This is a genomic window from Robertmurraya phoenicis (assembly GCF_047302285.1).
Classification (GTDB): Bacteria; Bacillota; Bacilli; order Bacillales; family Cytobacillaceae; genus Robertmurraya.
Map to the genome: position 1 here is coordinate 3673980 of NZ_CP154845.1, position 26281 is coordinate 3700260.

Annotated in this window: 24 protein-coding genes; 2 read left to right on the forward strand and 22 right to left on the reverse strand. The window is 37.3% G+C overall.

The window, feature by feature from the left end:
* Positions 1-36 precede the first annotated feature (36 nt).
* Complete coding sequence (locus AA0X71_RS18350) at positions 37-525, forward strand: hypothetical protein (RefSeq protein ID WP_413356745.1); 489 nt, start codon at positions 37-39, stop codon at positions 523-525.
* An 81-nt stretch (positions 526-606) separates the two neighbouring features.
* Here AA0X71_RS18350 and AA0X71_RS18355 read toward each other — a convergent pair whose 3' ends face one another.
* The 18 genes from AA0X71_RS18355 to AA0X71_RS18440 form a co-directional block, all read right to left on the reverse strand.
* Positions 607-2679, reverse strand: coding sequence for a cation:proton antiporter (locus AA0X71_RS18355; protein ID WP_413356746.1), 2073 nt, complete (start codon positions 2677-2679; stop codon positions 607-609).
* Between the two features lie 434 nt (positions 2680-3113).
* Complete coding sequence (locus AA0X71_RS18360; RefSeq protein WP_413356747.1) at positions 3114-4262, reverse strand: DNA-processing protein DprA; 1149 nt, start codon at positions 4260-4262, stop codon at positions 3114-3116.
* A 167-nt stretch (positions 4263-4429) separates the two neighbouring features.
* On the reverse strand, positions 4430-5428 hold the full coding sequence (locus AA0X71_RS18365) for a helicase-related protein (protein ID WP_413356748.1): 999 nt from the start codon (positions 5426-5428) through the stop codon (positions 4430-4432).
* The gene (locus AA0X71_RS18370; RefSeq protein ID WP_413356749.1) at positions 5403-5882 is read right to left on the reverse strand and encodes a DEAD/DEAH box helicase; all 480 of its coding nucleotides are present in this window, start codon (positions 5880-5882) and stop codon (positions 5403-5405) included. The genes AA0X71_RS18365 and AA0X71_RS18370 overlap by 26 nt, the downstream gene beginning before the upstream one ends.
* Before the next feature lie 217 nt (positions 5883-6099).
* Complete coding sequence (locus tag AA0X71_RS18375) at positions 6100-6903, reverse strand: dioxygenase (protein WP_413356750.1); 804 nt, start codon at positions 6901-6903, stop codon at positions 6100-6102.
* Between the two features lie 90 nt (positions 6904-6993).
* Complete coding sequence (locus tag AA0X71_RS18380) at positions 6994-8073, reverse strand: maleylacetate reductase (protein ID WP_413356751.1); 1080 nt, start codon at positions 8071-8073, stop codon at positions 6994-6996.
* A gap of 159 nt (positions 8074-8232) precedes the next feature.
* Positions 8233-8571, reverse strand: coding sequence for a DUF3870 domain-containing protein (locus AA0X71_RS18385; RefSeq protein ID WP_413356752.1), 339 nt, complete (start codon positions 8569-8571; stop codon positions 8233-8235).
* A 463-nt stretch (positions 8572-9034) separates the two neighbouring features.
* Complete coding sequence (locus AA0X71_RS18390) at positions 9035-10396, reverse strand: MmgE/PrpD family protein (RefSeq protein ID WP_413356753.1); 1362 nt, start codon at positions 10394-10396, stop codon at positions 9035-9037.
* Between the two features lie 20 nt (positions 10397-10416).
* Complete coding sequence (locus AA0X71_RS18395) at positions 10417-11565, reverse strand: M24 family metallopeptidase (protein ID WP_413356754.1); 1149 nt, start codon at positions 11563-11565, stop codon at positions 10417-10419.
* 15 nt (positions 11566-11580) lie between these two features.
* The gene (locus AA0X71_RS18400; protein WP_413362669.1) at positions 11581-12354 is read right to left on the reverse strand and encodes an ABC transporter permease; all 774 of its coding nucleotides are present in this window, start codon (positions 12352-12354) and stop codon (positions 11581-11583) included.
* Between the two features lie 5 nt (positions 12355-12359).
* Entirely contained in the window at positions 12360-13181 is an 822-nt protein-coding gene (locus tag AA0X71_RS18405) for an ABC transporter permease (protein ID WP_413356755.1), read from the reverse strand.
* Between the two features lie 13 nt (positions 13182-13194).
* On the reverse strand, positions 13195-13374 hold the full coding sequence (locus AA0X71_RS18410; RefSeq protein WP_413356756.1) for a hypothetical protein: 180 nt from the start codon (positions 13372-13374) through the stop codon (positions 13195-13197).
* Entirely contained in the window at positions 13350-13979 is a 630-nt protein-coding gene (locus AA0X71_RS18415) for an ABC transporter ATP-binding protein (protein WP_413356757.1), read from the reverse strand. Before AA0X71_RS18415 ends, AA0X71_RS18410 begins: the two co-directional genes overlap by 25 nt.
* A gap of 85 nt (positions 13980-14064) precedes the next feature.
* Positions 14065-15075, reverse strand: a complete 1011-nt coding sequence (locus tag AA0X71_RS18420; RefSeq protein WP_413356758.1) for an ABC transporter substrate-binding protein — start codon at positions 15073-15075, stop codon at positions 14065-14067.
* Between the two features lie 107 nt (positions 15076-15182).
* Positions 15183-15977, reverse strand: a complete 795-nt coding sequence (locus AA0X71_RS18425; protein WP_413356759.1) for a nitroreductase family protein — start codon at positions 15975-15977, stop codon at positions 15183-15185.
* A gap of 62 nt (positions 15978-16039) precedes the next feature.
* The gene (locus AA0X71_RS18430) at positions 16040-17197 is read right to left on the reverse strand and encodes a M24 family metallopeptidase (protein ID WP_413356760.1); all 1158 of its coding nucleotides are present in this window, start codon (positions 17195-17197) and stop codon (positions 16040-16042) included.
* Positions 17190-18959, reverse strand: coding sequence for a hydantoinase B/oxoprolinase family protein (locus AA0X71_RS18435; RefSeq protein ID WP_413356761.1), 1770 nt, complete (start codon positions 18957-18959; stop codon positions 17190-17192). Before AA0X71_RS18435 ends, AA0X71_RS18430 begins: the two co-directional genes overlap by 8 nt.
* The gene (locus AA0X71_RS18440) at positions 18952-21012 is read right to left on the reverse strand and encodes a hydantoinase/oxoprolinase family protein (RefSeq protein WP_413356762.1); all 2061 of its coding nucleotides are present in this window, start codon (positions 21010-21012) and stop codon (positions 18952-18954) included. The genes AA0X71_RS18435 and AA0X71_RS18440 overlap by 8 nt, the downstream gene beginning before the upstream one ends.
* 165 nt (positions 21013-21177) lie before the next feature.
* Between AA0X71_RS18440 and AA0X71_RS18445 the strand changes: the two genes are divergently transcribed.
* Positions 21178-22074, forward strand: a complete 897-nt coding sequence (locus AA0X71_RS18445; protein WP_413356763.1) for a LysR family transcriptional regulator — start codon at positions 21178-21180, stop codon at positions 22072-22074.
* A gap of 148 nt (positions 22075-22222) precedes the next feature.
* Here the strand turns inward: AA0X71_RS18445 and AA0X71_RS18450 are convergent, their stop codons facing one another.
* From AA0X71_RS18450 to AA0X71_RS18465, 4 genes are all read right to left on the reverse strand, one after another.
* Positions 22223-22885 (reverse strand): acetate uptake transporter, encoded by a 663-nt coding sequence (locus AA0X71_RS18450; protein WP_413356764.1) that lies wholly within the window; start codon positions 22883-22885, stop codon positions 22223-22225.
* Between the two features lie 454 nt (positions 22886-23339).
* Positions 23340-23972 (reverse strand): HAD-IA family hydrolase, encoded by a 633-nt coding sequence (locus tag AA0X71_RS18455; RefSeq protein ID WP_413356765.1) that lies wholly within the window; start codon positions 23970-23972, stop codon positions 23340-23342.
* 172 nt (positions 23973-24144) lie between these two features.
* Entirely contained in the window at positions 24145-25029 is an 885-nt protein-coding gene (locus AA0X71_RS18460) for a LysR substrate-binding domain-containing protein (RefSeq protein ID WP_413356766.1), read from the reverse strand.
* Between the two features lie 96 nt (positions 25030-25125).
* Positions 25126-26271 carry an iron-containing alcohol dehydrogenase gene (locus AA0X71_RS18465; RefSeq protein ID WP_413356767.1) on the reverse strand — a complete coding sequence of 382 codons (1146 nt, stop codon included), beginning with the start codon at positions 26269-26271 and terminating at the stop codon, positions 25126-25128.
* Between the last annotated feature and the right edge of the window lie 10 nt (positions 26272-26281).

The window sequence follows — 26281 nt, forward strand, 5'->3', positions numbered from 1 at the left end:
ATATAATTACCTTAAATGGATAATGGAGGAAATTAGATGGCGAAAAAGGATAATCCAATTGCCAAAGCACTATTTATCGTTGGCATATTTATTATCGCTGCGAGTGCGATAACAGGACTTATTTACGGTACGAGTCTTGATTACTACTTTCTCGGAGAGCTACAAAGTACGCTAGGCTGGTCAGTTTTTATTTCAGGAATAATAAGTGGACTTTTCTTCTTAGGATTCTCAGAAATTATCAAACTATTACAAGGGATTTATAATCAGAATGAGAAACAAAGCGCTGATGAAAATTACGAAGTGAATTTGGATAAATCACCAGAAATAAAACCAATAAAATCAACCATCACCGACCAAGTTATTCAAGAAATCACTGAATTTTATCAGGTTAAAAATGTGCAAGTTGAAAATATCGAAGAAACCGATAAAGAAGATTTTTTTAAAGTCACATTAGAAGATGGAAGCACAGAACAGATTGAATTAGGTGGGTTTAAGCCGATTGTTCATTCGGAGAAAGATAAATAAATTTTTCCAAACAAAAACTGTGTGAGTGAAAATACTCGACACAGTTTTTTGGTGTTTCTGTTCATACCAATTGAAGGAGCATCAATCATAGTCCTCATAATCTTTTTTAAATAGCACCTCTTTTGGAATTTGAAACCCTCTAGATCCACGAATATCGACTTCTTTTTCTTCAGCTGGATAATACACTATAAAATTATGCTGATTGAGTTTGGCCAATCTTTTCGGTAACACTTCAAGCTCAGGGTGCCAAGCAATCGTTCCTTTTCTGGCACTCAGAATAATAACCAGATCATCCAAGTGAAATTTCGATACATATTCTGTTTGTAAGCTGAGCCAACTATTTACTCTTCTTAACTCGAAAGGAGGATCAGGCTTTGTCTTCTTAATGTATGGTTCATATGTTTCAATAGATTCATTAATCACTAGAAAAAAGAGGGAGGCACTTAGTCGACTGGCCAATATTTTGATCCGCGATAATGCTTCCATAAATCCTGGTTTATGGTCAGCCCCGTATGGAATAATTAAAATAATTCTTCTTGTTGTTTGTATCGGATGCCCTAATTTTGAGACTAGTATCGTTTGATTCGTTTGATCGACAAAGCGGTCAATGATACTGCCAAATAATTTATTGGATTTCCTTTCAGCATCCCAACCGATTACGACCGTACTGATCCTTTCTTCTGTAATCGCCCTTATGATTCCATTCGCGACATTCCTTTCTACCCGAGTGATCGGACGAACTGGAATCTCAGCACCGGAGGCATACAAAACCGAATGGCCAAGCATTTTTTCTGCATGGGCTACCTCTTCCTGGATTTTTCTTATATCTTTTTGTACAACGGTTAATACATATAAAGGCTGGTCATCTGTATTGGAACCTTTGATTAAATTTGCCAGATCGATGAATGACTCCATTGTATGTGGATTCGCTAATGGGATGAGAATTCTTTCCGGTCCTACATTTTGTTCGCTCGGTTGTTGCTCTTCTTTCAACGCTAGCTTCCTTCCGAACTTTTCAACTAAATAGGGTCCGACCATACATGTTAGTAGAATCATGATAATGACGGCATTTACAGTAGCTTGATCGAGTAGTCCCACTTCAAAACCGACTAATGTGGAAGCAAGTGTGGCTGCTGCTTGCGGAATCGTTAAACCCACCATGACATTCCGCTCTTTCCTTGAATAGCGATAAATTTTACTAATAATAAATGGTGCAGAAGCCTTCCCGATAAATACGGAAAAAACAATCGCAGTTGTTACAATCCAAGCCTTCGGGTTATTAAATAGGACGCTTAAATCCATTAACATTCCTACGGATAATAAAAAGAATGGAATAAACAGGGCATTCCCCAAAAAGCGAATGCGATTCATTAATGTTCCATGCTCTAGGACAAAACGATTTAACGCTAATCCTGCCAAAAATGCCCCGATAATTGGCTGCATCCCTGCAACAATCGCAAAAAAGCCTGAAACAAATAGAATCACCATCACATACGTAAAATTAGCTACTCCTTCATTTTCTGCATTTCGAAAGAACCATCTTGATAATTTCGGTGTTCCCCATAAGATTATTGCAACGAACACAAGCAACGATAGAATCATTTTCAGCCAAAAATACAGGGATAATTGACCTACAGCAGCACCTGTGATGATGGCTAACACTAGTAAGGCAAAAGTATCCGTTAGCAGCGTACCTCCAACCGCTGTTGTGACCGCCTTATTTTTCGCAATCCCCAAACGACTGGCAATCGGATAAGCCAACAACGTATGAGAACCAAGAATGGAACCTAAAAGGATCGATGCTGTTAAACTATAGTCAAAAAGAATCCCGACAGCCGTTCCTAAAATCAGCGGAATCGTAAAGGAGAGCGAACCAAAAAGAATGCTTCTTCTCCGATATTTTTTAAAGCCATCAATGTCTAATTCCAAGCCAGCAATAAAAATGATGAACAGCAACCCGATCGTCCCTAACAAGACAATGGTCTGATCCCTGTCTAACAGATGAAATCCATGAGGACCAATGATGACCCCTGCGATAATCGGACCAATAATCCCCGGAATTTTCATCTTTTTCATCAAAATGGGCGTTAAAAAGAAAATCACCATCGCCAAGGCAAATATGATTACAGGCTCATCAATCGGAAGGTTAATCAAAAAATCCCCCCTAAATTTTATGTGGAAGTCTCGATGTCTGAATCAGCATTTAGGAAAAGATCAAGTACTTTTGCATATGACATTGTATGTACGTGTTTGGTGTTTATGCTTGGAATTGGGGTGGGATAGAGCTTGAGCGAAGACTTTGATGGCGGTTACATAGGCTTTGTTGGTGGGGTTTTGGGGATGAAAAAAGACAGTTTTTTTGGGACCTGTCTGGTGTAAGATTGAGTTAAATTATAATTTGATGTTTTATACTGCCAACACCCTCTTATTTAAGTAAAGGTAGTATAAGGCTAATATTTAAAGGAAAGTCAATTAATAAAAAAACTCCCCCAGGCAACCAGATTTTAATATTCTGATTACCTTCGAGAGAGTATTACATTTAACCTCTGACTGTTACCAAATAGCATTTGAAGTCAGTTTTATTATACTTAATTAGAGTCCTCTTTAATTACCTCTTCAATGCTTAGTTGCTCTGTATCAACAGGATCATATAAATGTCCTAAAGTTCCATTAGCTTTCCTGTCATCTTTTTTAAAATATTTGGCCAGTGTATCTGCAAACTTTTTTTCAATTGCTTCTCTGTCCATTCCTTTATCGATAGCAAATTGAATGACCTCTTTAGCTTTACTATCAAAATTATCCGCATGTATTCGTTTTGAGGTATTTTTTTCTTTTAACAGCTCTTCAAATGTCGAAAACGGTTTTGCATTTCCTTCAGACAATAATCTACTCACACCTTCACTGTTTCCAATTACATAAATAGGTGACCATTGCATCTTGAGATTCTCTTGTACACCTTCCCAAGTACCACTGGACTTCGGCCCAGATACTTTTGATGAAGCTACAAGAACTGCATCTGATGGTGCATGTATAAATTTATTTCTTTGCATCGCATAGGATCCTGTAAATGTTGCATTGAGTTGCTGCGTAGACATTAAAAGTAGCTGTCCATTTAACAAGTAATTTCGAGTTTCTCTTTTCTTAACCCATTTTGCCAATCCATCGGAAGGAAAAATAACGGCCTTTCCTCCATTTTGTAATGTTGCTTCCACTGCTGTTGTATCAACACCTCTTGCTCCACCAGAAATAATAACTACCCCGTATTGAGCTGCTTTCATTCCAATTTGAGCTGTTAGGGTGAGTTCCTCCTGAGATGCATTTCTTGCTCCAACAACACCTAATGTAGAATGTGATAGGATTGAAGGATCACCTGCATAATAGAAAAAAGCAGGTACGTATTTTTGTGTTAATTTCTTCAGACGAGGTGGCATATGGGAGCGAAACATAATTCCATAACCTTGGTTGACGATTTCTTCAAGTTCAACCATTGAAATACCTAGCTTCTGTCGAGCTTCAATTTTTTGTATGATTTTTTTCCTCTGTGTAGAAGTAGCTTGGGTTAATGTATTTTCCAACTCTTTTATACTCATTGATAATAAAGCCTCAGGCTCCAGCCTATGTTCGCTTAATGACTTCACAACAGCATTCCACTCTATAATAGTCAGCGGTGTAGTTTTTGTCTGTGCAAGCTGGGCACAAAACAAATAGGTTGAAATTTCATTATTAGAATATTTCATAAGCTCCCCTCTCTAATGATGACGGCTATTAAGAAATGACTTCTGTTCAGGTTCATCCACTCTTTTAGCAAATATATGTGTATAATTACATTGTAAGGTCTTTGCCAGTCTTAGTGCAAACTCCGGCACTAGATGTGGTCTTCGATTTGATGGAATGGGAATAACGATTAGTTTGATTCTATCGATTCCTTCTCTCGTAGAAACCTCTTGAGTTTGTCGGAAGATGCCTTCATCAGTAAATCTGAGAATCTATTATCTATATATTTCCCACGACTAGCCTCTTGTCCAAGAGACTCATGATAATAACTCAGAGCAAGTCCTTCCTCATGAATGTAGGTCAAACTCTTATTGGTAAGAGACGATTTTTTTCTAGGTTCAATAATAATAAATCTTTTCTCAAAAAATGTTACAACTTCATCAATATCCTGCTCACTTAGTTTGTCATCAGTCCATTTCCAAGCACCTTCAAGACAGGTACTGCATTTACCACATCGTCGAGAACTCGGATTATCCAACGCATTAATTAAGAATGCCATTTGACAATCTTTTGTTTTTTGAAAATCCAGTAACTCCTCATATTTCCGTATTTTCATTTCAATAACTGAATCATAATAAGACTGCTGAGAAGTATGGGGTTTCAATGTACGGAAATAGCGTCCTCTTGCATCTTTTGTAATGAATCCATCAATCATAAGTAACTTTAAAACCTGTTCAAGTGTTTTGGATTTAATATTCATTTCTTGCTCTAATGTGTACTTTTTAACTTCATCACTTTCATTTAAGTAGTAGAGAACTTCATCTATATGTTCCTGTTTCGGAAATGAATTGTAAATGAAGTACTCATTAATATCATTTTCCTCCGTGCCACCATATAAAAGCACACAAATTGCCTGTTCAATCCCGCGACCGGCACGTCCAATTTGCTGATAATGTTTTACAACTGATTTTGGAGTATAGTAATGAATAACAAAACTAATATCCTCCTTATCAAATCCCATCCCAAGAGCAATTGTCGAAACAAGTACTTTCAATTGATTATTAATTAATTTGTTTTCAAGAGCTATTTTGACTTCCTCATTCAGCCCACTGTGGTATGCACTTGCATCAATTGCATTACTACGTAGCCATGTAGCTAGTCGTTCACACATAATCTGGCCTAAAATCATGACCCCAATCAGAAATACAATGCGCCTCATCCACTACGAATAATCCAACCTTTAACTTTGAAAGAAGTTGGATAAAATCGTCTTTTTGTAACTGCTCGGGTGTTATAAAGAGAACATCGCATTCCCCGAGGTTACATCTATCAACTAAAACCTTTCTTTCTTCAGAGGTTTTATTAATTTGACTATTTATACAATCAGCCACTATATCATACTTTTTAGTGCTTTCAATTTGATTTCTTGTTAGCGCTAACAATGGACTTATTATTAATGTCACACCATCCCCTCGCTGACGCAAAAGCTTTGTTGCAAGGAAATAAACTAAGCTCTTCCCCCACCCAGTCTTTTGTACAACTAGGACACGTTTTTTCTGTATAATTCTATCAATCGCTACATCCTGACCGTCTCGAAAAGTTGCATGAGGACCAAATACTTGTTGTAAAGATTGGTTATACAATACATTCACCCATTTCCATATTTTATGTGTAAATTATACTATAAATTGGTAGTTTGTAAGATTTATACTGTCCCTAAAATTGGTGGGATTGTAAAGGATAGGTAAGGGCTTGACTGGAGTTGATGGGGAGTTACATGAAGTCAATATATGCTATTTCAATAGGAAAGGGAAAACCGATACTACCTCAGTTTTCCCTTATCGATATTCTATCTATAAATTACTTTGCTCTCAGAATGAAGTCAAAGCTACTAATAAAAAAATGATCTTTGATATGATAAGATTTTGCCAGCTCTTCATCATAACTTTTATTCAGTTTTAAGATTAAAGAATCTTTCACAGCTCCTATTGTATCAGAATCAATATATGGATCGTCAGGTACAAAGAGCATAGTGGTCAAGGGAGTATGGTCTTCAGCCGTTACTTTGAAATGAATATGAGCTGGTCGCCACGCATGACGAGCCTGGGCCTTTAAAAATTCCCCTACTGGACCGCCTCTGCCGATTTCATATGCACCTGGTAAAATGGTTTTAAATTCATATCTACCTTCTTCGTCAGTTTGTAATCTTCCTCTTAGATTAAATTCTTCTTGGTCCGGATCTTGGTTTTCATAATATCCGTGTTCATTCGCTTGCCAAACGTCTAGGATTGCATTAGCGAGTGGGCTACCATCTTTCGAGGACAAAACTTGCCCGGACAAGAGTAGTATCTCACCAGGCTCATCATCACCACATAATTTAACCGGCCTATTTAGTAAAGGGGCTTCGTCCCGATAAAGAGGGCCTTCAACATTATAGGATGTTGTATTTTCATGATGGTCATGATGTACTCCGTGTGTAAGTTCGTTCACTTCAACTGAGATTCCTAGAACATCTGAAAGTAAATGAAATTCATTCTGTTTACCTGTTTCATTTAAAAAGTCGATCGCCCGAAGAAGCTCTTGTTCTGTAACCTTGTAATCATTTATGACTTTTTTCACCTCTTTTGAAAGCGCTTCCGTTAATATGAGTAATCTTTCATTCATATCCAAACTCCCCCTAAATAATATTTTATGAGAAAATAATTAATTAACTGTTCGAAAAAGGGTTGAGATAGGTCCATTTCTGATCTTCGCTTACGTAAAAATCCCCTTTTCTGGACGTATACCTTCAAATGCACATTGAAGAAGTGCTCTAATCGATTCTTGATTGACTGGGCGCGGATTATAATATGGATTCTGAGTAGCCAATTCCGCCGCTTCATTTAAATTTTCTTCCTTCATTCCAATTTTCTCTAATGATATTGGGATGCCAAGATTGGTAGCTAAGTCATAAAGGGAAGCGCCAGCGTTTTCTGCATCTACATTAAGTGCTCTTCCAATCGCTTCCATTGCCGCTGGTGCATAATTGGAATTATACTCGGTGACATATGGCAAGATGACGGTATGCGTTTCAGCATGTGGGAGATTGTAACTGCCTCCCAATGTATGACAAAGTTTATGGTGTAAGGCCATCCCTACTGAACCTAATACTACCCCACCAAGCATAGTGCCATACTGGGCTTTCGCTCTTGCTTCAAGGTCATTTGGATTTTCTTTTAAAATAGGGAGGCTTGAACTGAGTGCTCGAATACCTTCCTCAGCTAATAAGGAAATGATCGGATTTGCATGTTCAGAATATAGTCCTTCAACACAATGAGCAATTCCATTCATCCCACTCGTAATTGAAAATGTTGGCGGTAATGAGAGGGTTAATTTTGGATCGTAAATGACTGTTTTTGGTTTAACAATCACATTCTTTCCAGTCTTTTTTAATCCGTTTTCAGTTATTCCCCATATGGGAGTCATCTCAGACCCAGCATATGTTGTTGGTATAGCCACTATCGGCAAGGATGTAGATAATGCGATTGCTTTTGCTAATCCTATCGCTGAACCACCTCCCACTGCTACTAAGCCATCAATTTCTAATTTCCTAACTTGTTCAATCCCGACTTTTACGTTTTCTACAGGCACATGTTGAACTGCCATTGGAAAAATATCACCACAATATTCACCAATTCGTTCAGCAACACTTCTTGCAAAGTCTTCTTGTTGAGGTGATGAAATAACCATAACGTTTTTAATATCCAGAATAGAAATTTCATCTTTTATTTCATTTACTTTGTCTATACCAAATAGGACTCGTGCAGACTGACTTTCATAGAGAAAAGAATTCATTTTTCTTCCCCGCTTTCAAAAAGTTTTGTTATACAAAATAAAAATACCTAGCCATACCAAAAGAGATAATAATGAACTTATTACCGTCCTTCGGAAAAGCTAGGTATTTTTAATTTAAAATGAAATTTGTAGATTTCATCATTAAAAAGTTGCTTTTCTTTATACATTTATTTTATTTATTTTTTCATAAAACCGTTTATAAGCTCCCTTTAAGCAAACAACTACAGCATTGCTAGAAGGTGCAAAATAATGACTCTCGATTCTTTCAACAAGTTCTTCAATTCCATGAGACAGGTTATACCCTACCACTAAACGCCTAAAGAAATTCTTCGTAAGTTCGGCAATAAATGTAAACTCTGCATCGACAATTTCATGAGTATTAATATCTATCTCTAAAACAATACCTGCATGCTTATACATTTCATACATGGCACTGCCCTGAGGAGCTTTTGCATAGGCCGTTACTAATACAGTACTTATTGCTGTGTGATTCTCCACAGTAGGTCCCCTTTCTCTTTACGTTTGTAATTATATAATATACCAAAATGATAGAATATTACAAATATTAAACAAAGGGTATTTATCCTAACAACCAGAGAAAGTCTTTTTAAGATCGTTTCTATTTTTCATCAATCATTTTTAATTCACAGGTTAAGATCCATACTCAAAACAATGATTTAATCACCATTTCACATTAAAAAACGAAAGAACACCAGTTAAACCAAAAGAAGATGAGAAATAGGAATGCATCCTAGACTTATAAACTCTTGGAAAATGCTTGGTTTTCTTAATTTACACTTGAAATTTGTTAATTTCATTATTAAGAATCTGCTTTTTTTCCGAACTTTCTATATATTCAGAATTATACTTGTACTATACAATTTTTTCATTCAAATGGCAACACCTAAATATTCCTATAGTAAAAAACCATGACGAATTTTACCTGTCATAGTCTTCCTAATCATAACTTGGAACCTAATTGGGACTGGTAGGTCACCTCAAAAATCATCCTGTTAATATCTTTTGTTAGATTAAGGATCGACTGCTTATCGCAATCATCTATTAATAATTTTGAAAAATTATTCATTATAGACTCTTTCTCAGGAACATTCATTAATAGCTTCTTATTTTTATCTAATATATCTTCTTTATTTAATCTTTTCTCCGGATCGCCAGTTGAAGCTTCTATATACTCTGTCACAACACCTGTCTTAGTATAACATTCTACTTTGGAAACCCACTTCTCAGGATAGAGCTTAGAATAGGATCGATCCCCAACAATTGTAATCTTTTTCATAAACCCCAGCACCTCTGGTGTTTCCAATAGAGAGGAACGGTTAAGATCAAATAGATCTTCACGCTCAAATAAAAGCAGTGCTAATTGATAAGGAATACTTGTTAAAGATGAAACACGATCAAAGGCCCCATGGTCAGTCATTTTAACGAATTCATTTGGGACAGTAATTTTAATCTCTTCAATATCGTCATAAAGAACGCCTTTTTTCATTATATTTTCAAAGCCATGTAGGGCTGGAATCACTTGCTTGGCTGAACAATAGGGTTTCATACTCATATCATTTATAGCATGATTTACGCCTAGGTCTTGAACCAATTTTGAACTATCTGCCGCTATCCCATAGGTTTTTTCGATCCAATTATTTTCAAGCATTTCTGGATCGCCTTTAAATCCCCTCGATGCCATACTTGCGGCAAATGCACCAGATTCTGCTGCTTTACCTAGTGCTAGCCAACGAAATGTATCAACAGAAGACCTACTAACACCTCCTGCTGATAAAGTTAAAGATAAAGTTAGTGCATGCACCGTTTCTTCTTCGGAAAGTCCAAGCAAACGTGCGGCAGTTGCTGCTGCCCCAAAAGATGCACAAAAATAACTTGGCCAAATGCCTTTACTTAATATATTTGCTCCATCTATTACTCTACCTAATCTCGTCAACATCTCATAACCGACGATTAAAGCATCGGTTATCGTTTCAAATGATATATTATTTTTATAGGGTACGAATGCCAAAATGGTTGGAACGACTACAGACCCTGGCGTTGTACAAGACGGCAAATGAATATCATCAACCTCAGTTAATCGGATTAAGGAGCTATATAGAAAAATTTCATTTAATGCCCCTTTATCACCAAATAAATCTTTCTCTTCATTAAATGCATTTAGTAATTTTCTTCCTTCATACGAATGACAACCACAAATAAGTGCTGAGCAGGTGTCTACTAGATGATGTAAGGCTAACTCTTGCTCTTCCTTAGTAAAGGCACTATTAACGATAAAATTGGCAGTCTGCTTTAATATCGTCATCTCAACACTCCTCCAACATATTAATCATTTAGAGCAGACCAAATTATTTCATTTTCATTCTTTTCAATAGCGATTATAGCTGACAATAGACAATTATCTTCTTCATTATTTGTTAAGCCTGCATGAACAGAATACACATTCCCTTCTTCAAGAAGACAATCATTGTATGTGGTACCTAAAAATGGCTTTTGGTTTAGTGAAAGACCGATATTATAACCATACTTCTCTAAAGTAATTGGATGCATGGAATATGGCTCTATTAACTGGTTCGCACCTTCTAACAAACTACCTATAGATACACCGCTTTTCATGTTTACTTTAAAATACTGTAGAAGAGTAGCTGTTTTATTATGAATCTCTTTTTTCACTTTCGCTACTGTCACCATTCCGTCAACCCAATACCCTAAATACTCAATCGCAATATAAACAAACATGGGATCATTGCGAATTTCATTCACTTTATCAAACGGTTGAAGTGATCTTCCAAAATCAAGACTATAAAGGATTCTAACATCTTGTGCTCCTTGGTTACGTGCCAGTCGTTCTGCTTCAACAACGGCTGTAACAACACTTCCTTCTCTTCGATGAATTTCCTTCATAGCTTTCACTGAAGCATTCAGTATTTTACCTGCTTCCCGCATAACCACTCTTTCTGTAGGACGTTTTTTTCTTAGGATATTTTCCAACTGATCATCCAGCACTTTTATTTCTATAGAGTTTATGGCACCCTTAATCTCGTCATATACATTAAACGGAATGATATCCAATCCACATATTCCAATACCTTCATGACCATTTTCCACTTGAGTGGTTTCTCTATTAAACTCTTCTATTTCATTTTTCAAATTCTTAATGGCCCTAATTTCTTCGACCCATGTCAAGGTTTGAACATATGGAATATCACGTGTACCGGCCAGTTTTGCTAACAGTTTCGTATCTCCATTAGACGATATTAATAATATGGCATAACTATGCTTGGGAATATAGTTTGAAAAATAAAATACCTTTTCGTAATTCCTAACATCTGAATAGATGATCACTCCCTTTAAATGCTGCTCCTTCATGATTTGCTGTAGGTGCTCCATACGAACGGTAAATTCATCTAAAGGAAAAAGCTCCTTATCCCAAGTGGAGCATCCATGTAGGACAACGGGTTGTATTGTTTTCAAATTTATGACCCCCATTTATTTTTGCCACTTTAATAGCTGAGATTCAATAACCCGTAATAGTTGGGTAATGATCAAACCAAATAATACAACGATGACTAACGCTACAAAAAGTTTAGCCGTTTGGAGTTGTGCACCGTAAAAGCTAATCCGAAACCCTAACCCTGCGTTAGAGCAAAACATTTCACCCACAACCACGCCGATTAAAGCACGTTCTACCCCAATTCTCCATCCAGTTACAATCATTGGCCTGGCTGAGGGCAATGCTACCTTCGTTAAAACTTGAAAATTGTTGGCTCCAAACGATCTAGCTGCTCTAACTAAGATGGGATTCATATTTTTTACACCAGAAATGGTATTTACCGTTATCGGAATCACCGCAAATAAAAATCCTAAAACCACTACCGTATTAAAGCCGAGACCAAACCAAATCAAGAATAATGGATAAAAGGCAATCAATGGAGTGGAGTAAAGAAACCAGATAAATGGTTCTGCAATATATTCAGCACGTTTGTACCACCCTATAACTAACCCTAAAATAACTCCAACAAACGCGGCTACTCCAAATGCAATAATAAACTCAAAAATTGTGACCCCAAAGTCTGCCCAGAGTGCTCCCTCAACGGTCAATTCTACGGCTGCATTGATAATTTGCGCAGGGCTACTAACCATTAGAGGGTTAAACCACTCTAAAATCGCTGATATTTGCCATAATAGTAAAATCAATAATAAACCAATTATCCCTAGAATTACTTGTTCTCCCTTTCGATTTAGGGTTCCTAATGTTCTCATCACTTTTACCCCTCCTGTCGCCAAGGTGTCAATTTTCTTTCTAATCCTTGGAAGGCGGTAGTACCCACAAACCCTAGACCTCCAACGATAATAATTAAAAAGAATAATTGATCGGTTCTCATTGCATTACCTGCCGTTTGAATTAGATAACCCAACCCAGCCATTGAGACGTACATTTCACCAATCACAAATCCCAGTATACCTCTTCCCCAACCAAGTCGAATCCCTGTCATCATGGCTGGAAGAGATCCAGGTAAAAAGATCTTCGTAAACAACTGTTTACGTGAAGCACCGTACGAACGCCCAGCTCTGATTAACAGTGGCTCCACCTGTCGTATCCCCGTCATCGTATTAATGAGAATCGGAAAAACTGCCCCAATAAATACAACAAAGATTTTGCTCCCCATACCTACGCCAAACCACATGACAAAAAGTGGAATAAGAGCAACACGTGGTGTAGCATAAAGAGCCATGATTACAGGATCAAAAAGCCCTCCAATAATTCGGTTCCAGCCCATCACGATCCCAATAAGAAGACCCACTACAATGGCCAAGATAAATCCAATAAATAGTTCAGCTAGCGAGATATATAAGTGATAAAAAAAACCACCGTTAACAACCACGTTATAGCCTGCCTGAATGACACTTGAAGGTTTGCTAATATATCTCGGGTCAATAAGCTGAAGAGAACCAATAATTTCCCAAATAATCAGAAAAATAACAACGGAGCTAATTCCATAAATCTGTTGTTCTGTCACTTTATTAAAAATGGATTTTTTGTTAAATGGTGTAGGTATATTTTGAAGTTCCACTTTATTTATCTTCACGATTAAATACCTCCTATTTCCACCCTGCTGCAGATTTTACCTCATCCTCTAATAACTCCCAGAGATGCCGTCTTAATCTTCCAAACTCTGCTGACTCCTTTACCTCGAGACCTCTAGGTCTTGGGATATTTACGTTAATGATTTCTTTTATTTTCCCTGGTCGAGCACTCATGACGACAATTTTATCAGCCAAATAAATTGCTCATCAATTCCATGGGTGACAAAAAATACAGTTTTTCTATTATCCTCCCAAATTTTAAGTAACTCCGATTGCATGATTTCTCTTGTTTGCGCATCTAATGCTCCAAATGGTTCATCCATTAAAAGAATATCGGGATTTACTGCCAAAGCCCTTGCAATTCCCACCCTTTGACGCATTCCTCCAGAAAGCTGATGAGGATAACTTTTAGCAAAGCTTTTTAAACCAACAAGCTGAAGATATTTCTCTGCAGCATTTTTTAACGTACTTTTATTCTCGTTTTGAAGTTCTAATCCAAACCAAATGTTGCTTTCAATGGTCCGCCAAGGCAAAAGGGCAAACTCTTGAAACACGAGAGCACGATCTTTTCCTGGACCTGTGACTGGCTTTCCATCCACTAAAATTTCTCCTTTAGTTTGTTTAATCAATCCATCGATTGCTAATAATAATGTACTTTTGCCACACCCACTAGGTCCTACAATCGTGACGAATTCTCCTCGCTCCACATCAACACCTACACCCGATAGCGCAACGAAATCATCCCCTGTATTCCGATTTTTGTACACAATATCAACATCTTGAATGCTTACATGTGTCATCATTGCCCCTCCTCCATGTCTATCTTTTAATAGATATAGTATGGAGTAATGAACAACTCCATACTATTTTTGCTAATCTCTTTTACTACTCATTCACCCATTCATCTAGAGAATCAATAAATGTTCTATCTAACCATTTATCCTCACTCCAAGGCTGATCAGTATCTCCAGATTCAACTGAGATTTCCCAGAAGAAATCTAAACCTTCTTTATCGGTTCCACCGTTTTTATCAAACCCAAGTGTAACCTCTTCTACAGCTAATTTTGCATACTTCTCTTCTAAATTGAGTTTATCCATCAACACCTTAACAGACTCATCAGGATGTTCCTCATTGTACTCGACAGCTTTCACCATAGCTCGAAGAAATGCTTTAATGGTTTCTGGATTATTTTTCACAAATTCCTCTTTCCCATAAATAACATGTTGCGGCCATGTTGGAGAAATGTCCTTCTCATTTAAAAGTAAATTCATGCCTAAATCTGCGGCCATAAATTTTTCAGGTGTTGAAAGAATATTTGCATCCATCTGTCCTGATTCCATCGCTGCTATTCTTGCTGCTGAACCTCCACCCTGTAAAATCTCAACGTCTTTTTCCGGGTCAAATCCTGCTTCTTTAATGACGTAACGAGTTAAGAAATCCGTTAAAGAACCGTAAGACGTTACTCCAAACTTGGCACCTTTAATCTGATCCATAGAAGTTAAATTAGGACTATACCATTCAAAATCTGAATGGTTGAAGCCGCCCCAAAAAGCAATAAATGGCTGATTTGAATTAATTGCTTTTACTAAACCTGTTAAGGATGCAGCATTAATATCCACCGAATCTCCAACTAAGGCTTGTGCAACTCCAGCATCTCCCTTAAAACCATAGATTTCCACATCTAATCCTTCATCTTTAAAGAAACCTTTACTATCTGCCAAATAAAGAGGTAAAAAAGTAGAAGTATCTATCGGTAATCCAACTTTTAAACTTGTTTTTTCCAATCCGTTTCCTGACCCGTTACTACTACTTGAACCACCAGAACAGCCTATTAATCCTATGATCAACGCGGCTAAAAGAAGCCCTAGCCGAATTTTTTTAAAGTCTTTTTCCACGTTTAGCACCTACCTTACATTTTTTTAGATAAATAGATAGCGCTTTCAATAATGATGAATTTTTGAACAGATGACGCATTCATGCATCACCTGTCCCTGAAGTAAATTTACTTATCGCCTTCTCCATAGGAGATTCGATATTTCCCTACAGTTTTCCCACGTAATCCAGCGATATATTGTAGGATTTGTTCATTGCTCAAATATTTACTTTGGTCGTAGCCATCATAATGAACCATTTCACTTAATTCGCGTCGCACCCCTCTTTTTGGTTCAACAGCCGGATAACCAATCGGAATGATTAAATAGACGGTGTAAATGTCTGGAATATCCAGTATTTTCTTATACATATCTTGAATATGAACTGTTATCCATTGCGTACCCAGTCCAAGAGATGCAGCCGTTAAATGCATAATTTGACAGCAATTAGCTAACCCATCTGTTAAATGAGTCTGATCTCTTCCAAATGTATGTCCCGCCATAACGGTTCCCCATTGACGGCGACCATCACCAATCACAACAATAATTTCTGGTGCTTCATGCCATTTACTACGACTTTTTAGATGAGCCAGTTGTTCTTGGGGATCTGGACTATAATCTGCTAAATGAAAGGAAGGATGCCTAAGTTCAGGTATTCTCTGTTGCTCCATCCAGTAAGCATAATCGATATTGACTTCCTTATATGCCTCACATATCGCTTTCTTTTTTTCGGGATCACGAACGATGATAAATTCCCATGGTTGAGAATTCGCTCCTGACATGGCCCATCTTCCAGCTTCCACTACCTTTTCTGTATATCCCTGGGGAATCGGATCTGATTTTAAGCTACGAATACTGCTTCGGTTTTGGATTAAATCTAACAAAAATTCATAATCTTTTGTATTTTTTTCATCTTTAACAGTCATTATAATACACTCTCCTCTTTTTAGCATAATCATTTTTAATATAGTGAAAATATTATACAAATTTATAAATCTACCATAGATAATGATGCTCTTTTGTTTGTCAGTGTCTCTGCACCATTAGCTGTTATGAGAACGGGTTCACCACATAATAGATAACCTGTTTCAGGCATGTATTGATTAGGGTGGATAACAAAAAACATTCCATCTTTTAAAACAATATCATTATGCATTCCAACGTCTCCAGGTAGCAATGAGCTTAAACCTAACCCATGCCCTCGAACTCTCATATAAGGAGGCACACAATATTTAGCGTAACCAGCTTCTTCAATTGGTTTATTAATCGCATAAAACACGTCTGACATTCTGTTACCAGGTTTTGCAGCTTTTATCCCTTCATCCATCGCATAAACAAGTAGATGATACTTCTCTTGTAATTGCTTGTAATTCTCATTTCCTAGTACTACACTTCGGCATATTTGACTAAATTGCCGTTGATAACCAGGAGAGATTTCTGCAAGGATGATATCTCCTGGTTCTAATTTTCTATGCCTCGGTGGACGTACAGCCTGGTTGTGCGATGATGCACTCATTAATAAGAAATTATCATCTGCTCCAAGTGATTTCATGAATGTAACTAATTCCCCAGCCAACTGATATTCATACATACCAGGTCTCGCAACCTCTAATAACTTTTCAAATCCACGTTCTGCAATCCAAGTAGCTTTTCTAGCACTCTCTATTTCTTTATCCGTCTTGACATCAGCAATTCCCTTAAAATCGTTGGTTACATTGTTTATTCCCTCATTAAAGAGTCGCGACACTTTGTAGTAGTTGCCAGTGTTCATCCTGTCTAGTCCAATAAAGCCAATTTTTTCTGGAGATTTTGCATAAGCCTGTAATTTTTCTGTTAAAGCTTCAACTAGATCATACGTCCCCACCACATGAGTTGTGCTAGAATCCCGCTTCGCTCTTTCTACATCCCAACTAGGTGTGGTAATAAGTGTCGTTTCACCACTTTTACTTAAGATGACAGCACTTTCTCCAATCGATTTAAAACCGCTCAGTTGCAAGTTGAAATTAGGTTCTAAAAATGTGTGTACCCCGTTGAAATAAGCGACTACATAATCTAAGTTTTGTTCGACCATTTTTTGAATAAATTCATTGATTCTTAGGATTGAGCCAATTTCCATTTTTGAATCTACCACTCGATTCTCACTCATTGACTTCAATCCTTTTTTCCATTTGTTCTCTCAACTTATTTGTTTCTTCCATATTAAGGGACAAATTATCTGAATTAAGCACAACACCATAATCCGTTTTCGCTTTTTCTACTGAAATAAATCCCTCCTTCACATCTGATAGTACCTTTTCAACATCTCTTTGATTCGGATGCCCCCATCCACCTCCTCCCGGAGTACGTACAATGACTTCTGTATCCTTAGGAACGGTATAGCGATAGACGTCGACACTATTCCAACTATCTTCATGAGGTAACTTTAAGAGATAATCAGAGTTATCGCCTTCTTTTCCTCCCCATAATCCCCAAGGTGGACACTTCCGTCTTCGTCCTTGAGTTAGATTCCATTGCACCTCCACTAAATTTCTAACTCTTACATCTAACCCAAGTCCTCCTCTAAACTTTCCAGCTCCTCCTGAGTCTGAACGTAAAGATCTTTCCTCTATTAAAATAGGAGCCTTAATTTCAATACTTTCGATTGGAGCATTCCTTACATCTCCCTGACATACTGATACGGAGGCTGATTCACCGTCTTCAAATGGTCTTCCACCCCAGCCGCCTCCTTCTATACTTTGCAAAACAAAGCCTTTCTTGGTTCTTGGATCTGTTCCAAAGCAGACAATCGTTCCACCTAAGTACCCCATATGAGCAGCTGGAATTTTATCAGGAATCGCAGGAGCTAACGCCTTAAGTACCGTATCAATAACGGTTGGTAAAATGATACTCCACTTAGCCATTGGAGCTGGGTACTTCGCCATCATCACATTCCCTTCTGGAATGACTACTTTTAGAGCACTAAAGGAGCCTTCATTTACAGGATCTAAAGGAGTCGTTATAGCTTTAAAAGCAACTACTGCTGCTGCAAATGTTCTAGAATTAATGGCACCTTTTCTTTGGTCAGAGCTTCCTGAAAAATCGATCGTCATATCATCATCACCAACTGTAACTTTGGCATGAATTCTTACGGGATCATTAGGAGTAAATCCATCATCATCGATCCATGATTCTGCTTCATATACTCCATTCGGAATTTTCGCTAGAATTTTCCTACACTTTTCCTCTGTTTGCGAAAAAATGGTTTCAATATAAAATTTAACTTTTTCCTCTCCATATTTAGAAAACAATTCTTCCATTCTTCGTTCTGCTAAATTACAAGATGCAATTTGTGCTCGCATATCTCCTAGTGAGGATTCAGGAAAGCGAATATTATCCTTTATGACTTTTAATAGGGTTTGATTATATTGTCCAGCCTCGATGATCTTTAACTGATCTAGTTGAAGACCTTCCATCCACGGATCTGATATTTTCACGCCCCCACCAAATCCGGTACTAAGTCCCCCTACATCCATCCAATGGGCTCGAACCATGGCAAAGCAAATCAATTCTTCTTTATAGAAAATCGGAGTAAAAATAACAATATTATTTAAATGCTGGCCAGCAACTGCTTGATGATTCGTTATTAAAACATCTCCCTTAGAGAATCCTTCTTCACCGTATTTCTCCATAGCATCTTCGATAATGACACCTAAGTCAGCAACAAAATGGGAAACTCCCCCTAGATTTTGAGAAATCAGTCGGCCTTTTTTATCAATCAAGGCACAGCAATAATCACGAACTTCATAAACCATCATGTTGTATGAAGCACGCTGTAAGTCTGCAGACATTTCATTCGAAATAGCAGGAAGTGCATTTCGTATCACTTCTAGTGTTACAGGATCTAATATCTGTTCTTGCACCTTACTCATCTAAAGCCCCTCCTACACTAATAATTAGTTCTCCAGTATTCGTTACCTCACAAAGGTCATCTTCATAAATAACGGTTGTGGACGCATACTCTTGGACTAAAGCTGGACCCGTAAATTTATACCCAACTGGAAGGGTGTCTCGATAATATACCGGACAATTAACGGCTTCTTCCATGTCATTAAAATAAACTGGACGGTATTTAGGAATCGGTTCTCCGCTGATGTTTTTCAAATCTGGAAATTTTGGTTTTGTCCGTTTTCCAGTTATCGTTAATCGAATATTGACAATCTCAACGGATTCTTCCGGTGCTTTGTGTCCAAATCGCTTATCATGAATGTCATCAAAGGCTGTACGAATCGCCAAAATATCTGCATGAATAATGTCACTTTTACTTACTGGTACAGGCAGAGTAAATTCTTGCCCAACATATCGGGTATCTAAAAAAACTTGATATTCAATCTCGTTTGTCGCTATAGATTCGCTATTCACTAACTCTTCCGCTTCACTTATCATTTCGTTGTAAATTTGTAAAAGCTCTTTAAAATTCACATTTGCTAATTGACTAAAATGTGTTCTTACAAAGTCATGCTTTTGATCTGTTAATAGCATGCCAATAGCAGAAAAATGAGCTGGGAAGCGTGGAATGATAACTTTTGGAATATGAAGTTCTTTTGCTATCGCAACCGCACTTAGTGGTCCTGCACCGCCAGAAGCAACTAGTACAAAGTCCCTTGGATCATTTCCTCTTTCAACAGAAACTTCACGAACTGCTAGCGACATATTTGCAACCGCAATTTGGAAGATAGCATGCGCTGCTTTCAACCCACTTAAATGAAGAGGTTTTGCAACTTTTTCGTTCATTCCTTTTTCGGCTGCTTCCTTATCTAACACCATATCTCCACCTAAGAAGTCCTCTGCCCCAATTCTGCCTAAAATTACATTGGCATCCGTGAATGTAGGCTCAGTTCCACCTTTTCCGTAACTAATGGGAGCTGGGTCTGAGCCTGCACTCTGTGGTCCTACCTTTAAAGCACCTACCTCATCCAACCAGGCAATACTTCCACCACCTGTACCGACTTCAACCACATCCACCACTGGAATCATCACGGGCTGACCGCTTGCGTATCCGCCAATATAATACATCTCTGACATAATTGGTTGACTCTCTTGAATCAGACTTGCTTTGGCAGTTGTTCCACCCATATCGAAAGCGATTACATTTTTATACCCAAGGGCTCTTCCTACCTCAGCCGAAGCGATAATGCCCCCTACTGGTCCTGACTCCATCATATTCACCGGCTTTGCAGAAGCAGTTGGCGGAGACATGATTCCACCATTTGATTGCATAATCGATAAACTACCATTGAAGCCAAGTTCACTAATCTTTCCTTCCAATCTATTAATATAGTTACTCACTTTTGGTCCTACATAAGAATTTAATACAGTTGTTGAAGTTCGTTCATATTCTCTATACTCACGGAGAATTTCGTGTGATAACGAAACATAGCAATTTGGTAGATTTTCTCTAATCAAATCTCCAACCAACTTTTCATGAGCAGGGTTTGCATATGAATGTAAAAAGCAAACCGCAACAGCATCAATATTGTGTTCCTTCAATCCATCACAAAGCGCTTCTATTTCTTGCCTATCTATTGGACTTAGTTCAGAACCATTAGCCAGCATTCTTCCTGAAACTTCAAACGTTAATTCCCTTGAAACAAGTGGTTTTGGTCGTTGAAAGAAAAAATTATACGCTTCAGGACGATTTCCTCGACCTAAACGATAGACATCTCTAGTTCCTTTAGTCGTGATGAGTGCGGTTCGAGCACCCGTTTGTTCGATAATGGTATTAATGGCAATCGTCGTACCATGAACGACATTATTTGTATCTCTAAGTTCCACACCACTCTTTTGTGTACAGTTAATAATCCCTTGAACTAAATCATCATAGGTTGTCGGCCTCTTTGCATGATATAATTCGCCCGTATCTTGATCAAAGGCGATTAAATCAGTAAAAGTTCCTCCTATATCTACTCCTAAATAAATACTCATCATTTACCTCCTCAACAGTGAAATAGAATCTCCGAAAAATAGTTAGATTTTTAAAAATATTTAAATATTTAAAAACATTGTAGCTAATGTATAATAGTGATAACAATATGCTTTTTATCTATGTACCCATAGGTAATAACCTATAGGTTAAGAAAAGGTGATAACATGTTTGAGTCAACAATCCACAGACTTCGAATTTTTAAAAGTGTTGTAGATGCTGGCAGCTTTAGTTCCGCTTCTAGAAAGCTAAACATTACACAACCCTCAGTTAGTGCACATATCCAAGCACTGGAACAGGAACTAGGAAAAGAACTTTTTATTAGAATACCTGGAAAAAAAGCGACTTTATCTAAAGCTGGTGAAATCCTCTATACATACGCACTAGATATTACTTCCCTCACAAATCAGTTCGAATCAAATCTTCAAAAGCTTAAGGGAAAAGATCAAAAGGTTTCTCTAGCTGTTCAAAGAAATATTGCCAACAACTTAATTCCGCAACATTTAGCATCTTTTTCTCGGACTCATCCCAATTTCGAAATCATTATGTATACACAAACCCAAGATACCGTCATCAATCATGTACTCGAAGGAAAGGCGGCTCTTGGACTAATCATGACGTTAGGGAAAGTGAAAGAATTATATTGTGAAATCTTAACCTATGAACCTTTAGAATTAGTCGTTGGATCCTCACATGAATTATCTAAGAAAAAAAGCATCAACCCTAATGAACTTGAAAAATATGCTTTCGTCGGTGCGATTAAAACTTCCAACCACGCCCGCATGATTGATTTAGCATTAAATAGAATTGGAATTAAACAACACAATATAGATATTCAAGTCGAAGATTCAAAAACATTAATTGAAGTTGTGAAGCAGGGAATTGGTATTGCTACAATACCAAGATTTAGTGTGCAAAACGAATTAGAAAAAGGTGAACTCATCAGCCTTCCTGTAAACTCAGAACAAGCCATGATTGAAATTAGGTTAATCTATAATCCTAAATTTAATTTGAGTGATGAGGCTAGGCTGTTTATGGTTTATTTGCGGGGGGTGTTGAAGTAAGTAGGGGTTATATTTTGTGGGACCACGAGGATATATAGAAAGCAGAGTCCTCAAGGAAACTAGAAATAAAGAGCATCCCAACAGAGATGCTCTAAAATACAAATTATATAAATGTTCTATTCTTCTGCTGATGGAGATGTAATGGGGTTTACCCAATTTTGAAATGTTTTTCAGTTCTCTTTTCTTTTGCACCTTGATTTGTAAATACGCCAAATGGTTTACCTACTGGTAAAGCAACTTGCCCAAAATGTGTATTTAACACAGCTGCAGCAGAACCATAAAAAGATAGTAAAGCAATGAGCAATTCAGAGATTGCTGCGAGCATATGTGAAAATTCATACATAATATTAAATGAGCTTAGGGACAATCCAATAAATAATAAATCAATTAGTACAAAAATAAAAAACAGTACTTTATTGGTTTCCATTGCACCGACTGTCATAAATAAGCTAAAGATTAAATAACCGACGAACGCGACACCAAGCTGTTTCGAATCCGCGTTAGCAAGGACCTGTTCACCTAAAGCACCCATTTGAATCAACCAAGTTGTTCCGACACCAAACCAAAATAATCCAAATGCTCCAAATGCCGTAGTTCCAAAGACATTATTCTTTTTTGAATCTAGGAAACTTGCAATTAATTGTGCTAGACCTCCTAAAAAGAAAGCCCATGGTAGGATTAGAGCAGTGCCTTCTGTCAGTCCTAATTTTTGTGATGATGCTACAAGCGTAACGATTGCTAAACCAAACAGCCCAAGTGCAGATGGATCAGCTGTAACGATTTTTACTGAGGTATGATTTTGATTATTCAATGCTGTCTAATTCCTCCTTAGAAATATACCTTCCTAAAGATACAGAATATCGTACGTTTTGTCTATACTAAAAAATTTACTAGTTTAGTTCCATTACATTAACCTTTCACTATCTTACATAGATAACCGTATCCTATAAGTCACCACCCGGTGGCGCAGGCTCCTCCAAAATATCAACGAATTTATCATTACATCATTTGTACATTATTAAATTGTATGCCAACGTTTCTAGCTTTCCATTGATATCCTTCACCTACAGGTAGTAAGTTTTGATAATTTCTATATCTACTCACATAAGCTCCTCCTCGCGGATAAAAAATATCCTTTTATTTATGAATTAATTTTGTATTTTGTTTGGAATACAATCACAGGCTCATCAATCGGAAATCGAATCAATAACCCCAAAAAATTTTATGTGAAAGTCTTGGGCTCGTAATCTTCTATTGCACTTAGATTAGTTTTTACCGCTAAGCATTTCTAATATTTGAGAAGGTTTATCCACTTTATAGTCTGGTTGTTCATTCACAATTACATCGACTGAATCATATCCCCAGCTCACCCATATGATTTTCACACCAGTTTTTTTGCATGCAACTACGTCTCTTTCTTCATCACCAACGTAAATCACTTCTGCAGGATTTAGATGATGATTTTTGAGAAACTTGTTAATTAACTTATCTTTCCCAAAGATACTACTAGAGCAGTGAACGTCTGTTACATTGGTTATTTGGTTTTTATCTAAAAAAGACAAAATGTTATCCTTCGAATTTGAGGATATTATAGCTGTTTTATATCCTTCGACTTCCAATTGGTTCAGCATATCCCTAATTCCATCAAACAACGAAATTTCACTCATTAACCTCTGTAATTGTTTGTACATTTGAGGAACGATTAATGGCATTTTGTACATAGGAAAGTTTAACAAGTTGCATCTTTCCTTTATAGAAATTTTTTTCAGAGTATCCAATTCATCCATTTTCACTTCTTTAAAATTATTTTTCTTTGCAAGCTGATTCCAGCTTTTTATAAATACTTCTTGTGAATCCGCTAATGTTCCATCAAAATCAAAAATGACATATTTAATCATAGTAATCTCCCTTATAATCTACCTAACTCAATTTAAATAACGAGTATGACCCTGTCCTACCCCCAATTGTAACACTCTCGGCACACTTTTCTCCAACATACAAAAAGACAGGTTTTTCACCTGTCCAGTTTTACGATAATGTTAGATTTCAGTTTAGTATGATTTTCACCCTTTATCCAAAGCGTTCCTCAATCAAGTTTATAAATAAATTCATCGTTTTATTGATTTTCGTATTCTTTCTTACGACAAAACCCACTTCCCAAACAGCAGTAGGAACATTAATTGGGAGGCTGGTAATTTCACTGTATGATTTTATATCCGTTAAACTGCCAATAAAGATGAATATCCCTTTATTGAGAGTGACAAATTCGTAAGCAAGATTTAAATCATGGCTTAGTTTACTAAAAATACGGGGGCTAATCCCTTCTTTTGTAAAATGATCCATGACGACTTCTGGTAAACGAAAGGTATCATCTATTAGTATCAACTTTTCATTGTTAAGATCGGTAAAGGTAATACTCTCTTTCTTAGAAATAGGATGCTCTTTATTTACAATTGCCACAATTTGATGCTTCATTAAAGGGTAGTAGGAAAAATTTATATCATTTCTTGGATTAGCTGTCAGTGCCATATCAAGTGTGCCATCTAACACATTTGCTTCACACACTTTATCACTGTATTCAAAAATGTCGATATCGATCCCCATATGGTCCTTCCCAAGCTCTAAAATATCTTTTCCTCTTATTATCCTTAATGTACCAGGTGAAAAACCTACTTTGAGCTTTCTTTGCTCACTTTCCACTTTGCGATGGACATCGTCTGTAAATTGATCAAAATGCTTAATTAGCTCCTCAGCCTTTAAATAAAGATATTCACCGAAATCCGTTAGAGTCACTCCTCGTGAATTACGATAAAACAACTCAGTTCCCATTTCCTTTTCAATATTATGAATCGTCCTACTAAGTGCCTGCTGGGTGATATAAAGTTCTTTGCCAGCCTTCGTTAAATTTTTTGTTTCACATACTTTCAAAAAACACTTTAATTCAGTAATATCCATTGGCATCACCTCAAACAAGTTAAGAGCTTGTATCTTAAGTATACAAGCTCTTAATAAGGAATACCGGTGCAACTAATGAACATTAAGCAACATTATTTATGGATAGTTCTCATATATAGCCTCAAGTATGTCAGCTACCTCAACTTGCGACAGTTCCTTTGGTATAAATTGATAACAAACATCTTCCATTACCATAGGGGACAAATTCAACAGTTCTTTCTTTGCTATTCCTAGTTCCTTAATAGAAGGAATATGAATAGTTCTAATCAGCTTTCGTATTGCAGTTGCCACTAATTCCCCAATCTCTTCAGCACTTTCTTCTCCAGTAAATGAAACACCCATTGCATCTCCTATAAGCTTTACTTTTTCAGGGGTATCGATTGCCGCATATTTCATTACTTCCGGCAATGCAAGGGCACAAATAACACCATGCGCTTTGTGGAAAGTGGCACCGACAGCATGGGCAACCGCATGACCAAGATGTACTAAGGCATCATTGAAGGCCATTCCCGCAAAATTACTTGCCAATAAAAGCTTTTCACGTGCTTCTATATTTTTTCCATCCGAAACTGCAATCGGAAGGTAACTCGTTACATTTCTAATCGCCTCTAAGGCTAAAAGCTCTGACTTAGGATTCGGGAATTTTGTTGTAATCGCTTCTGCTGCATGGGCAAATGCATCCATACCCGTATATGCGGTTACATGTGGTGGCACGTCAACTGTCACCTCTGGATCTAAAATACCTAATGTAGCTGGGCAAAGAACAGCACTTTTTACTTGTTTAGCTGTATCGGTAACGACTCCCATAATTGTACTTTCACTTCCAGTGCCGGCAGTCGTTGGGATCACAATGACCGGGACTCCTGGGTTGTAGACGGGATTACCGAGATACTGATTGACGGGAAGTGGATTATTAACTAATACATTAATCGCCTTCGCGGCATCCATCACGCTTCCGCCGCCTAATGCCACGATTCCATCAATATTTTCAGCCTTTGCTAGTTCTCCACCTTCATTGATTATATAATCTGGTGGATCTGGGACAATTTTATCAAAAGGAACAATTTCTATTCCTGCCTCTACTAAACTATTAGAACAGTTCCGATACGCATCTAATTTAGAAATCGTCTCATCTGAAACAAGCATGACTTTCTTGCATCCTAGATTTGTCACTTCTTCTCCCGTTTGGTTAATTGCTCCAATCCCAAAAATAATTGGACATAATTGTGCGTATTTTACCATCTAGCTCACT